This is a genomic window from Bacillus thermozeamaize (genome assembly GCA_002159075.1).
GTDB classification, from domain to species: Bacteria; Bacillota; Bacilli; order ZCTH02-B2; family ZCTH02-B2; genus Bacillus_BB; species Bacillus_BB thermozeamaize.
On the sequence record LZRT01000036.1, the window covers coordinates 36,655 to 50,738 of the forward strand.

Below are 14,084 nucleotides of genomic sequence, written 5' to 3' on the forward strand. Positions count from 1 at the left end.
TGGCAGCTACAAAAGGGAGGGGAGAAGTTGCAAGGCTTTCTGCTCCACCAAAATAAAATGGAACTGGCAAAAAAAGCCCGTGAAGAAGGGTTAATGGAAGGGGGAACCATACCAGCCCAAATCCAACCTGATGTTTTGATTCAATGGGATAAGTTTCCGTTTACGAAGCATGCCAATATGATCTTGCTCAATCGCCAACAGGCAGTGCGTCAGGCGATGGATCCCCATCTGCGGACGGAGATTTTGAAATTGAACGGGATACCGACCATTTCTCTTGACAAATCGATTCGTTTTGCCCGGAGGTATTATGTCATTTTGTTTCAGTACCAGGTGCTGGGTGTCTATTTGTTTCAAAAGGCAACGCTCTGGCGTACTGGGGAAGAGAAGTCCCGATTGCAAAGGGGAACGTTCATTTCCAAAAAAAAGTATTCGCCGGAAGTAAAACGCGCCATCCGTCTGGCCACCGATGCGCTTTATGCACTGGGTTTAGATTTTGCCGGGGTCTGGATTGGCGTTCCATCATCCCGTTCCATGATGGTCATGGACATGGATCCGACTCCGAAACATACACCCGCGCTTTTGGGACGATACGTACGGACCTTTGCCCGGTATTGCCAGACCATGCGCGTGCCAGATGAGATTCTCCTGGGTACCGACGTTGAATTTTTGCTGATGAATCGTGCCGGGAAGCTGGTTCCGGCCTCCCAATTTATGTCGTATCGGGGCAGGGTGGGCCACGATGCTTACCGCGATCCGCTGCACCGTTCCGATTATCCGATTGCTGAACTCCGGCCGCTGCCGAGCCGGCATCCTTTGCAACTGTATCGGAACCTTTACGCGACCATGAAACAGGCCAATAGAATGATCGCATCGTCCAACTTGGCCTGGTTGGTCGGCAACCAGCCGGTAGCCAATCTGTCGATTGGCGGACATTTGCACTTTGGAAAAGTTCCCCTGCACTTCTTGTTGATTCGCGTTCTTGATGAATATTTGGCATTGCCGTTCCGCATCCTGGAGGATCCGCGTGGCATTTTACGGCGGCCGAAATACGGAAAGTTGGGGGATGTCCGAACCAAAATTCATGGCTTTGAATACCGGACATTGTCTAGCTTTATTTATTCTCCCAAAATTGCGCTGGCCACATTTGTCTTGGCGAAATTCCTCGTACAACACCACCTCAAGCTTCCGATTGGCACGTTTTTGAATTCGGATGTCATGCGGTCGTTTTACAGCGGAAATGGCGCTGAACTTTACACACATGCCGAAGAAAAGATGTCTTTGATCGAATCCATGCCGCAATATGAAGAAATCCGGAAACAAGTCGATCCCTTGTTTCAGAAAATCCGCGAAGGAACGCCGTGGGATGAAAGCCAGGATATTCGTCCTGCCTGGAAGCTGACGTCATCCCGCTGATCCAAAAGAAAACGGGAAATGGCAAAAACAGTGTCAAAGGTTATGTTATAATACTGGATAAACATCAACAGTGAGGCGAAGAAACATGGGCGCGATGGGAACGAATACAACTGGCAAACTGACACCGATGATGGAACAATATTTTTCGATGAAGGAAGCATATCCGGATGCCTTTTTGTTTTTTCGCCTGGGGGATTTTTATGAATTGTTCTTTGACGATGCCATTCAGGCGGCGGAAGTGCTCGGCTTGACACTGACGAGCCGTGGAACGATGGGTGACCAGCCGATTCCGATGTGCGGGGTTCCACACCATTCCTCTGATACATACATCGAACAACTGATTGAACTTGGATATAAAGTAGCCATCTGCGAACAGGTGGAAGATCCGAAGACAGCCAAAGGCGTCGTTCGGCGGGAAGTGGTTCAGGTCATTACCCCGGGGACATGGCTGGGCAAGGAAGGGAAAGGGAATGCCTACATTTGCTCCATTTTTATGGAGGAGGACCACTTTTATTTGGCGGCCGGTGATCTTGGCACTGGGGAACTGGAACTTGTGCGCCAGCCGATGTCCCTGGAAGGGGTGCTGGATGAGTGTGCGAGATACCAGCCGCGGGAAATTCTCTTGTCAGACATCATCAAAACCTCGGCAAGACACGCCATTGAAGAACGGTTTATGGGGCTCATCACCTCTGTCGCTCCACCTGATGAAGAGGAAAGCCAGCGATTGCTCGCAACCTGGCTGGTCGATCAGCCCTCTTTGGAGCCAGCGGCACGGCGGACAATCGGCCAGCTGCTTTATTATTGGCAGGAGACCCAAAAACGGGTGCTCCGTCATTTCCGGCTTTCATTGGTAGAGGCGACGCAGTTCCTCTTGATGGATGGTTTTACGGTACGAAACCTGGAACTGTTTGAGCGGTTGTCAGGGGAAAAAAAGGCCACCTTGCTGGACCATCTGGATCGGACTGCCACCATCATGGGTGCCAGGCGGTTGAGGCAATGGCTGGCCAAGCCGTTGGTTGATCAGAAGCAGATTGAGCAGAGGCTGGATGCGGTAGAAGAGCTGGTGAAAGACCCCATGCGGCGGGAAGAGATCCGGCGAAGCCTGCGGCAGGTATACGATCTGGAACGAATCGCCACCCGCGTTGCCATGGGCATTGCCTCACCGAAGGATTTGCTTGCGCTAAAGCAATCCCTGGAGCAGGTGCCTTTCTTGCGCGCCAATTGCCTTTCCTCAGCTTCCTCGACACTTCGCCAGTTGGGTGCCGAGTTGGATCCTTGCGTCCCGATTCGCGAATTGATTGAACGGGCCATTGATCCGGCTGCACCTGCACAATTCCAGGAAGGCCGCGTCATCCGGGACGGGTATGATCCGCAATTGGACGAACTCAGGCAGATAGCCCGAGACGGCAAGAAATGGATTGCCGAGCTGGAGGCAAAGGAACGGGAAGCCACCGGGATCAAATCCTTGAAGATCGGGTTCAACAAGGTGTTCGGATATTATATCGAGGTGACGAAAGCCAATTTTGCGCTGGTACCTTTGGATCGCTACCAGCGCAAGCAGACGCTGGCCAATGCGGAGCGTTATGTGACGGAAGAGCTGAAGGAACGGGAACGGCTGATTCTGGAGGCGGAAGAAAAGCTGGCGGAACTGGAAAACCAGCGTTTTGTCGAGGTGCGCGAACAAGTGGCGGCCTACACGCACCGCATTCATTCACTGGCACGAAACCTGGCCGTTTTGGATCTCTATGCCACCTTTGCGGAAATCAGCGTCCAGGAGCGGTATGTTCGCCCTGTTTTTACCACGGAACAACACCTGGAGATTGCTGAAGGACGGCATCCCGTTGTGGAGAAAATGCTCCCCGCCCAAACCTTTGTGGCCAACGATACGAAGATGGATGAAAATTGCCGCATTTTGCTTTTGACGGGTCCAAACATGGCGGGAAAAAGCACCTACATGCGGCAGGTGGCGTTGATCGCCATTCTGGCGCAGATCGGATGTTTTGTGCCGGCCACCAGAGCCGTATTGCCTTTGTTTGACCGGTTCTTTACGCGTATCGGCGCTTCAGATGATCTGGCCAGCGGGCAAAGCACCTTCATGGTAGAGATGAATGAGATCCGTCTGACCACGACGCAGGCGACGAAAAACAGCCTGGTGATCATTGACGAGCTTGGCAGGGGAACCTCTACCGAAGACGGGATGGCGATTGCCCAAGCGGTGATTGAATATTTGCATGATCAGATAAGATGCCTGTCGTTGGTTTCCACCCATTACCATGAATTGGCTGAGCTGGAATCGACGCTTCAGGGACTGAAAAACGTCAGCATGGCGGTGGAAGAGACGGAAAAGGAAGTCCTCTTTTTACGTCGTCTGGTGGAAGGACCTGCGAGCAAAAGTTACGGAATTTATTGCGCAAAATTGGCGGGCTTGCCTGCGTCGATCATCGAGCGGGCTGAACAACTCCTGGAGGAGTACACCTCGTCCCGACCACAGGCCGGGACGGAAGCTGCTGCGCCGGTGGAAGCCCGGGGAGAGGTGGCTGCCGCGGCGCATGGTGATGCGGAGGTTGCCTTCCAGCAATTGAGTCTCTTTGGCGAAGCGGAACCTATCCAGGAATCGCAGGTTCAGGAGATCCTTGACCGGCTGAGGAAGTTGGATCTGGACAGGACCACGCCGCTGCAAGCGCTGCAAATCTTGTACCAATTGAAACGAAAAGGGGGGTGGATCTGATGCCCCGCATTCACGTGTTGGAAGAGCATGTGGCCAATCAGATTGCGGCTGGCGAGGTGATCGAAAGGCCCGCTTCGGTCGTCAAGGAACTGGTCGAGAATGCGATCGACGCGGGCAGCACCCAGATTGAAGTGCGTGCGGAGGAGGCCGGCCTGACCCGGATCGAAGTGAGGGATAATGGTTCCGGTATTGAGCCGGAAGAATGCCTGTTGGCTTTTGCCAGGCACGCGACGAGCAAAATTCGAACAGAAAAGGATCTGATGCGCATTTCTTCGCTTGGTTTCCGGGGGGAAGCCCTCGCCAGCATCGCTGCCGTTTCCAAGGTTCGGTTGATCACGGCCACTTCTTCTGAACGAGCCGGCGTTCAGCTTTACCTTGAAGGCGGTGAGGTTCGGGAACACCAGCAGACGGCGTCACCAAAAGGAACATGCATTCAGGTGTGCGACCTGTTTTATAATACGCCTGCGCGTCTCAAATATCTCAAATCCATGCAGACAGAACTGGCCCATATCCATGACGTGCTGGCGCGCCTGGCTCTGGGGCACCCTGACATCTCCTTTCGTTTTTACCATCAGGGACGAATGGTTTTTTCCACGGACGGTGACGGGAAGTTATTGCACGTCATCCACGCTCTGTATGGCTTGAACACGGCGCGATCGATGATTCCGATCAGGGAAGAAGCGCCCGATTTCGAACTGGATGGATATGTCAGCAAGCCGCAGACGAATCGTGCCAGCCGCTCCCACATCATCTGGATTGTAAACGGAAGAGCGGTAAAAAATGCGAGTCTGACCCATGCCCTTCTCGACGCATACCACACGCTGCTGCCCCAGCGTCGTTACCCCATCGCTGTGGTTCACCTGCGGATGGATCCCCAGTTGGTGGACGTCAATGTGCATCCTGCAAAACTGGAGGTGCGCTTCAGCAAGGAGCAGGAGTTGATGAAATGGCTGAAGGAAAGCGTCAGCAGGCAACTCCACCGGCAATCGCTCGTTCTTGACGGACCTGCCACTGCCCGGCCCGTCGGACTGCTTGCCGGCTCTCCAAGCAAACCGCTGCAACGACGTGAGGCCGTCAATCAACAGGTGCAGTTCAATTTTATGCGTCCCGTCGAAAAAACGGTTCGTCAGGCTCACACGGCAGGCGACATCCCCGCCAAACCATCAGAAAATCCGGAAGCAGAAAACCCGAAAGCAGAAGAACCGAAATGGGAAACAGTTCCGAAACCTGACATGGTACGTGAAACCCAGCCGTTGAATCTGGATGCCGGACCAAACCGGGACGCCGGACGGCAAGCACCTGAATGCGCTGCCTTATACGGCGAAGAAGAAGCTTCGCTGGACGCTTCCTTGCCTTCCCGCCCGGAAGAAGCCGGCGAGCGCCTCCCGATGATGTACCCTTTAGGCCAGTTGCACGGCACCTATATCCTTGCCCAGAACGAAGACGGGTTATATATGGTGGATCAACATGCCGCCCAGGAACGCATTTTCTATGAACGTTTCTCCGAAATGGCCAGGGACATGCAGGTGCAACGGCAGCCCTTGATGATTCCATTGACTATCCACTTGCACCCGCAGGAAGCCAGTCTATTGAACGAATTAATAACCTTGCGAAAAGAGGAGATACTGGGCTTAGGAATTGAAATCGAGCCTTTTGGCCAGCACACTTTCCTGGTTCGCTCCTATCCTGCCTGGGTCCCTCCGGACGAGGAGGAATTTTGGCTGCAGGAAATGTTGCAGCGGTTGCTGCAACATGGGGGAAACCCTTCGAAGATTTCCATCGAAGATGTCTTGGATGAGGCGATTATGGGGCTGGCGTGCAAGGCGGCCATTAAGGCCAATCGTCACCTTCGGCTGGAAGAGATGCAGCAATTGCTGGATGATCTGAGGCAAGCCAGGCAACCTTTCACTTGTCCACACGGCCGTCCGGTTGTCATTCACTTTTCGCACAACCAGATCAAAAGAATGTTTAAACGGATTATGTAGATTGCTTACGCATGTCGGAGAGTTGACAAGAGAAAGGAGGTCTGTGTGGTGAAAAAGCCGCTGCTGGTCATCGTTGGGCCAACAGCCGTCGGGAAAACGGATCTGAGCGTCGCTCTCGCCAAAACGTTTGACATGGAAGTGATCTCTGCCGATTCGATGCAGGTGTACAAAGGGATGGATATTGGCACGGCCAAGGTATCGCCAAAAATCCGCCAGCAAATCCCGCATCATCTGATTGACATCTGCCAGCCGGATGAGCCTTATTCGGTGGCCGATTTTCAACGGGACGCCCTGAAGGCGATCGAGCATGTGCATCAGAGGAAGCGGATTCCACTGATGGTCGGCGGCACAGGTCTTTACGTGCGTTCCGTGACCCACGGTTACCTTTTTTCGGATGCGCCGAAAGATGAACGCATCCGCAAAAAATGGCAGACATATAGCCAACAATACGGCAGACAAAGCCTTTATGAACGATTGCGGGAAAAAGATCCGGAAACCGCCGACAAACTCCATCCGAATGATGAGAAGCGAATCATCCGCGCCTTGGAAGTACAAGAACTGACAGGAATCCCGTTCAGCCAATGGCAGCATCAGCACAAGGAGCAAAAGCCGTGGTTCGACGTCATGACGATCGGATTGTGGATGGATCGGACGTTGTTGTATGAGCGGATTAATCGGCGGGTGGATCGGATGCTTGAGGAAGGATTGGTTGAAGAAGTAAAGGGGCTTTTGGCCCAAGGGTACGACGAATCCTTGCCATCGATGCAGGGTTTGGGGTATAAAGAAATTATCGCCTATCTCAAAGGGCAATGGAGTCTGGAGCAGGCAGTCACTGAATTGAAAAAACGGACCCGCCATTTCGCCAAGAGACAATTCACCTGGTTCCGGAGACAGCACGAGGTGCATTGGGTGAAGGTAGGAGAAGCAGGATGGATGGAGAAGTTTCCTGAAATTCAGCGGCTGATTGCAGGAAAATTCTACTCTTTTGACGAATATACATTAAACAATGCGTAGCATATATAAACATATATAAAAATGTAAAGCCATAGGAGGAACTATTCATGAAACAGGTTGTGAACGTCCAGGACACTTTTTTGAATCAGGTGCGCAAAGAAAATATCCCGGTTACGGTTTACTTGACCAATGGATATCAATTGAAAGGATTTGTGCGTTCTTTTGACAATTTTACTGTCGTCATCGAATCAGACGGCAAGCAGCAGATGATCTATAAACATGCCATTTCCACTTTTCATCCTGCCAGAGCAGTCAATCTCTATCAGCCGCAGGAACCAAAAAGCTCTGAGGAATCACCATCGTCCTAGCCGGTTTTTCACCAGCGTTCCTGAACCGTTCTTGCCTATCGTTCATATCGCGCAGTCCTTGAAGGCGGCAGCAGTCCTGCATAGCGGCACGCACCGAATGGATGCCGTTTAAACAGGGAAGGGGTGGAAGGGCTGATGAAAACAGGTGCGTCATCACCATCTACCCATCGCATCCAGATCAAGTTGACATCTGCGAAGGAAAAAGCCGAAACAGCAGGACAAACGAATCCAGTATTCGATCGTTCGTCGATAAAAGAAGAGCAACCTGAACACCTTCGCCATTTCTTTCGTGCCTCCCGGCATTTGGATCAATTGATTGGGCTGGAAAAGGTCAAACGGTTGGCCTATGAGATTTATTCGTTTTACTGGATCAATCAGCAGCGTGAACAATTGGGGCTGAAACGGGAACCTCACGTCCTACATATGGTTTTTCACGGCAACCCGGGAACAGGAAAGACGACGGTGGCCCGGATGTTCGGGCAGATGTTCCAGGAATTGGGCATCTTGCAAAAAGGCCACTTGATCGAGGTGGAACGCGCTGATCTGGTAGGGGAGTATGTGGGGCATACCGCACAAAAAACACGTGAACAGGTGAAAAAGGCGCTGGGCGGCATTTTGTTTATTGATGAAGCTTATTCATTGGCGCGCGGGGGAGAGAAGGACTTCGGCAAGGAAGCGATAGATACCCTCGTCAAAGCGATGGAGGATTACAAGGATGAGTTCATCTTGATTTTGGCAGGGTATACGGAGGAGATGCATCATTTCCTCAAGGCCAATCCGGGATTGCCCTCGCGATTTCCGATCCAGCTGGAATTTGCCGATTATACGGTAACACAACTGCTGGACATTGCGGATGTCATGTATGCCGAGCGGGAATACCAATTGTCGGCGGAGGCCCGCTTGAAACTGAAAGCGATGCTGGAGGAGGCTGCAAGTTGGCCTCACGAATTGCCTAGCAATGCCCGCTATGTCCGCAATCTGGTGGAAAAATCCATCCGCAATCAGGCCATCCGTCTGATGCGCCAGTCGGTCTGGACGAAAGAGAAGCTCATGATGATTTTGCCGGAAGATTTACAGTTTGAAGATGAGGGCACCGCGTTGCTATGAGTTGGATATAAAGATATAAACAAATAAAGTTGAAGAGAAGAATAAAATAAAAAAAGAAAAAGGAGAAGCATGGCGCCGATGTATAAACGTTTTGTTAATTCCGAAATTTTGGAACGGGTTTCCGAAAAATTGGAACAGCAGTTGGCAGAACGATTTCGTGAAATAGAAAGGCTTGTAGAGGAAAACCAAGCCAAAGTGCTGCGCGCTTTTCAGAATACCCAGGTGAATGATTCGCACTTTGCCGGTTCGACAGGGTATGGATATGGCGACCAAGGGCGGCAAGTGATTGATCAGGTATACGCAGAGGTGTTCGGCGCCGAGGACGCATTAGTGCGTCCTCATTTTGTTTCCGGCACGCACGCGATCGTGACGGCGCTGTTTGGCGTGTTGCGTCCCGGGGACGAACTGCTGTATGTAACGGGACGGCCGTATGACTCCTTGCAGGAGGCGCTGGGATTGAGAGGGGACTTTACGGGCAATCTGCGGGAATATGGGATCCGTTGTCGCGTCGTTCCGCTGTTGCCCGACGGCCAGCCGGATTATGGAGCGATTGAACAGGCGTTCACTCCAGCTACGAAGCTCGTCGCAATCCAGCGTTCGCGCGGTTATGAATGGCGTCCGACCCTTTCGGTCCGAGAGATCGCCCAGCTGAATCGGTTCGTCAAGTCCATCCGGTCCGAAGTCATCACGTTTGTCGATAATTGCTACGGAGAATTTACAGAAGCGGAAGAGCCGACGTCAGTCGGCATCGATCTGATGGCAGGGTCGTTGATCAAAAACCCCGGCGGCGGCCTGGCACCTGCCGGTGGATACATCGCCGGCCGCAGCGAATTGGTTTCTATGGCGGCCGCCCGCTTGACCGCTCCCGGGCTCGGCAAAGAACTGGGCGCTACATTGGGAACAAACCGGTTCATTTTGCAAGGATTTTTCCTGGCGCCCCATATCGTCGGTGAGGCGCTGAAAGGTGCTGTTTTTGCGGCCGCTCTGCTTGAGAGCTGTGGTTATGAAACATCGCCGCGCTGGGATGAACCGCGTTCTGACATTATCCAGGCCATCCGGTTTTCCCGCGGGGAGGATCTGATTCGGTTCTGCCAGGCGATTCAGGCGGCTTCTCCCATTGATTCCTTTGTCCGTCCCGTACCCAGCCCGATGCCCGGATATGATGATCAAGTGATTATGGCTGCAGGCACGTTTGTCCAGGGAGCGAGCATTGAACTTTCGGCAGATGCGCCGATGCGCGCTCCGTACGTCGGGTATATGCAAGGCGGCCTGACCTACGCACATGTCAAATATGCCATGTTGTCATTTCTCGATCAGGCGCTGGCCAATCCGGCCATCAAACAGGCTATTCTTTGTAATGTCTGAAAAGCCCGATCACCTTGCCCAAAATGGTGACATCCTTAAGCAGAATGGGTTCCATCGTTGGGTTTTCCGGCTGCAGGCGAATGTGGTCGCGTTCCTTGTAAAAACGTTTTACGGTGGCTTCATCTTCGGCTGTCATGGCCACGACGATTTCGCCGTTATTGGCAGTATGTTGTTGTCTGACAATCACATAATCCTGATCCCGGATTCCGGCATTGATCATGCTGTCTCCTTGTACGAGCAGCATAAATACGGTTGACTCGTTGGGCACAAGGAATTTGGGAACAGGGAAGTAGGTTTCAATGTTTTGAATAGCTGTAATAGGCAATCCTGCCGTCACCTTGCCGACGACCGGAACCTGCACCGTTTCCTGGTGAGCTTCGTTCATCATCATATGGCGATCCAAGATTTCAATGGCTCGGGGTTTGGACGGATCGCGACGGATAAATCCTTTTTTTTCCAATTTCGCCAAATGGCCGTGAACGGTCGAACTGGATGCAAGGCCGACAGCATCGCCGATTTCCCGAACGGAAGGAGGGTAGCCTTTTTCACGCACTTCCTTGACGATAAAATCCAAAATCGCTTGTTGCCGTTTGGAAAGAGGTTTTTCCATGAAACCATCGTCCCACCTTTCTGGCTCGATGAAAGACCAAATGTTCGACCCCATTATACCATAATCCCATGCCTCAAACACCCGTTCGAGCGCGGATTTATTACGTCCGATAATGTATATTATGTTAACTTATAAATTTCTCAGCATGCTCAGCCTCAGCGTCGACATGATCACCGCTTGTATTTTTTCATAAACGAAGTATCGATGGCATGTTTCAGTTCCCAGCACCAGCTGCCGTGAAAAGATAAACCCCGGTAAAGCAAAAATGCTTCGCCGTCACCGGTAGACAAAATGGACAAATAATCCGATTGCGGTATGTACGGCTTTAATGCCGTTCCCGATAAATACCGTCCCAGGTTGGTCCAAAGCACGGGAGCTTCCCGAACGGCATAAACGCCAGCTTTATGCAGCCAAGGATATGGCTTGATGGCAATGCAATCGCCCGCCCCGAACACATTCTCATAGGTCACACACTGAAGACAATGGTTTACCAACAAATAGCCTTGGTTGTCCGTCGGGAAGCCGCTTTTCTGGAATAATGGCGGTGCTGCCGGTCCAGTTAGCCATATGAGTTGATCGTACGACACGGTTTTACCCGACTGCAGTTCCAGATGATCTTTGCAGACTGAAACGACGGGATCATGTTGAATCAGGTGGATTCCTTTCTTATGGACAATCTCCGTCATGTGCCGGGTCACCTGTCTGCTTGCATGTTCCAATAATGGGCCTTTGCTGATTAACGTCACCGGTTGTTTAAAGCCCAGCCTTTTTCGACGGGCCTGAAGACTCAAAGCGATTTCAATGCCTGAAGCGCCTCCACCAGCTACGACGAGACGTTCCTTGGCAAGGAAGACATCCTTCAAACTGGGTATCAGATAATTGGGCTTGATGAAGGTGGCATGATCCAGCACACCCGGGATGTCCGTGTTTGCAATATGTGAACCGATATCAAAAGAAATCACATCGTAATCCATTCGTTGGCCGGTGGACGTGACCAGCTCCTGTCGTCCGGGATCCACGCTGACCACCGAAGCTTCCACAAAACGGACGCTCGCTGCAGCGCATAAACGGGCCAAATCAATCCGGATCTCCTCTGTTTCGTATCGCCCTTCCAAGTAACCCGAGAACATGCCGGAATAATATTGGTAACGATTCGGCGAGATCAGCACGACATGGGCGTTTGTCCACTTGTTCTTCTGAAGTTGTTTAAGAATATAAACATGAGCGTGACCGCCACCGACAAGAACCACTTTTCTCATCTCAGCACCTCATCGCGGAACCGTTCTTCATCCCATGCACGAATCTATTTTAGCGCAAAAAAAGTCATGTTCAAATTAGTTTACATAAGATATGTTATGTAACAATGTTTTTTCGCATGATGGTTGCGCAATCATCCTCGATTGAAATGAATTTGAGTTTTAAAATGGATTTAATTTTAAAAATAAACAAAAATAGTCATCGCTGTTCGCCTCCCCTCCCCTCCCCTCTTCTCTTTATGAACGTTCTCTGTGTAAGGAACTTATCCATGCCCATAGCCGTAACCCGGGTGGGTTTGGATCCACTCGCGCAATTCCGCCAGCGCTTCCCGATACGGTGTGACGGCATAGGTGAAATCGGCACGGGTGTTGAGCAAGCTCTTGTCGGAGATGATCCCGTCGTAAGGATATATCGTGACGTCATCGCAGCCAAACGCCTCCTTGAGCCAAACCAGCAACTGATACTTGGATATTTTTCCAGGTTCTGCCAGATGTACCAATCCGGCAATCATCGGTTTTTGCAGCACCCAGTCGATCGCCTTGGCCAATTCCAGCGTGGTCACGCCGTTCCAGAATACCCTGCGGTAGCCCCGCACCACCCCTTTCTGCTTCATGAACCAGTGGAACAACCCGATGCCGTCCTTGAGCTCGGGACCGATGATGGACGTGCGTATGGTGAGATGGCCGCCATACGTCACCTCTCCCAGGCATTTGGTCTTGGCGTAAGCGGTCGTGCCGTCGGTGACATCTTGCTCGGCATATTCCCCCCTCTGGCCTGAAAAGACGCAGTCCGTGCTGATGTGGATCAACTGAAAGCCCATTTTTTCACCCAGCCGAGCCAACTGGTGGGGAAACAAGCTGTTGACGCAAATCACTACAGGTACCCGCAATTTCACCCCACCCGGCACACAAGATCTCCCTTTCCTTCGAGATAACGCTTCGTGAACTGCCCGGCCTCACAGATGAATACCGCCTCATTCTGCATAACGCGCTGGGTGCCATCGTCTTTGACACCGGGTTCAAGACAGTTCCGGATGCCTACCTCATCGTGCAAGACTGTATCACTTTCCCGGATGTCATTTCGCCGCCATATGTGCCTTAAACAACCGATTACGCACAAACATACGGAAGAACAACAGATTTTCCCGATATTTCCATGTTAAGAAAAGAGAAAGTTCCTTCGTTGTCTTTATGCACACTTTCCTCCTTGTTACATATGTCTATAGGGAAAAGTACGGGGAATGGAGGAAAATATGCTATGTTACAAAAAAAGAAACCCTCCGGCAAGCTGCAACTTATTAAAGAACAGATGTCCGCGCTAAAACGGCAACGCGCCTATTATGAAGCAAAAGCGACGCAATACAGCGAGGAACTCAATGATCTGAAAGAAAGATTGAGGGAAAGTCTCCAACGTGATCACGAAACCAGCAAGCAGATGGAGCAGTTAAACGCCATGCTCAGGCGATACCAAGACAAAGAAAAAGAATGGAACCGCGTCGTCGAACGATTAAACGGCAGGATCAACGACTTTGAAAAAAGGGAGGCAGATTACCTAAACTTTCTTGAACAAAAGGAAAAAACCATTGCCCAGTATCAAAAGAAGCTGGACACATGGGAAAAAAGACTGGAAGAATTCAATGAACTCAAAAAGTCTTCAGAAACGAAAAATACAGCGGACTATCAAAAAGACGAATCAATTGCCCATTATCATTCTCTTGAAGCAAAATTGAACCAAGCATTGGAAAAGCTTAACCAAGAGATTGAGAAACACCGGCAAAAGGAGGCGGAATACCGGCAACAATTTGCTCATCTAAACCAGCATCTTGCTGCTTACCAGGAAAAAGATACTGAGCACAGCAGACTCCTGGAACAAGTGGAAACATCGTATTGTAAACTTCTCGCCCAAAAAGACGAAGAACTACGCCAGCTGACCGAACAAAAAGAAGACCTAATCCGGCGTCTTGAAGCTCAACAAGCTGAATCGCAACAACAACTTGCCCAACTCAATCAGCAACTCGCGGCCTGCCAGGAAAAAGAAACCGAATATAGCCACCTCTTGGAGCAAACAGAAGCGAAATACAGAAAGCTGATTGAGCAAAAGGAAGCAGAATTATTACAGATTCTGGAACAAAAAGGTGAAGTGTACCCCCAACTGGCCGAAGAAAATGACGACTTGAACTGAAATCTTGAAGCTCAACAAGCCGATTTGCAACAGCAAGTCACCCAGCTCAGCCAGCAACTTGCCGCCTATCAGGAAAAAGAAGCCGAGTATCTCCGCTTGAAGACAAGGACCTGCAA

General features: G+C 51.1%; 11 protein-coding genes. 8 read left to right on the forward strand and 3 right to left on the reverse strand.

The genetic code is table 11. The features are described 5' to 3' along the window. Positions 1 to 27: 27 nt before the first annotated feature. The 7 genes from BAA01_02490 (at position 28) to BAA01_02520 (ending at position 9,920) form a co-directional block, all read left to right on the forward strand. Complete coding sequence (locus BAA01_02490; protein OUM89655.1) at positions 28 to 1,413, forward strand: hypothetical protein; 1,386 nt, start codon at positions 28 to 30, stop codon at positions 1,411 to 1,413. A 94-nt stretch (positions 1,414 to 1,507) separates the two neighbouring features. Further along, complete coding sequence (locus BAA01_02495) at positions 1,508 to 4,141, forward strand: DNA mismatch repair protein MutS (GenBank protein OUM89744.1); 2,634 nt, start codon at positions 1,508 to 1,510, stop codon at positions 4,139 to 4,141. Next, a complete protein-coding gene (locus BAA01_02500) occupies positions 4,141 to 6,126 on the forward strand; it encodes a hypothetical protein (GenBank protein ID OUM89656.1) in 1,986 nt (661 codons plus the stop codon). The genes BAA01_02495 and BAA01_02500 overlap by 1 nt, the downstream gene beginning before the upstream one ends. A 45-nt stretch (positions 6,127 to 6,171) precedes the next feature. Then, positions 6,172 to 7,140, forward strand: coding sequence for a tRNA (adenosine(37)-N6)-dimethylallyltransferase MiaA (locus BAA01_02505; protein OUM89657.1), 969 nt, complete (start codon positions 6,172 to 6,174; stop codon positions 7,138 to 7,140). Positions 7,141 to 7,187: 47 nt separating this feature from the next. Beyond that, entirely contained in the window at positions 7,188 to 7,448 is a 261-nt protein-coding gene (locus BAA01_02510; protein ID OUM89658.1) for an RNA chaperone Hfq, read from the forward strand. A 171-nt stretch (positions 7,449 to 7,619) separates the two neighbouring features. Further along, positions 7,620 to 8,555, forward strand: coding sequence for a hypothetical protein (locus BAA01_02515; GenBank protein ID OUM89745.1), 936 nt, complete (start codon positions 7,620 to 7,622; stop codon positions 8,553 to 8,555). 78 nt (positions 8,556 to 8,633) lie between these two features. Continuing rightward, a complete protein-coding gene (locus tag BAA01_02520) occupies positions 8,634 to 9,920 on the forward strand; it encodes a hypothetical protein (protein OUM89746.1) in 1,287 nt (428 codons plus the stop codon). Here BAA01_02520 and BAA01_02525 read toward each other — a convergent pair. From BAA01_02525 to BAA01_02535, 3 genes are all read right to left on the reverse strand, one after another. Then, positions 9,901 to 10,530, reverse strand: coding sequence for a repressor LexA (locus tag BAA01_02525; GenBank protein OUM89659.1), 630 nt, complete (start codon positions 10,528 to 10,530; stop codon positions 9,901 to 9,903). The genes BAA01_02520 and BAA01_02525 overlap by 20 nt on opposite strands. A 170-nt stretch (positions 10,531 to 10,700) precedes the next feature. Next, a complete protein-coding gene (locus tag BAA01_02530) occupies positions 10,701 to 11,789 on the reverse strand; it encodes a hypothetical protein (protein OUM89660.1) in 1,089 nt (362 codons plus the stop codon). Between the two features lie 260 nt (positions 11,790 to 12,049). Next, a complete protein-coding gene (locus tag BAA01_02535) occupies positions 12,050 to 12,694 on the reverse strand; it encodes a hypothetical protein (protein OUM89661.1) in 645 nt (214 codons plus the stop codon). A 350-nt stretch (positions 12,695 to 13,044) separates the two neighbouring features. Here BAA01_02535 and BAA01_02540 point away from each other — a divergent pair, with 350 nt between their 5' ends. Continuing rightward, positions 13,045 to 13,968, forward strand: coding sequence for a hypothetical protein (locus tag BAA01_02540; protein ID OUM89662.1), 924 nt, complete (start codon positions 13,045 to 13,047; stop codon positions 13,966 to 13,968). Positions 13,969 to 14,084: the final 116 nt, after the last annotated feature.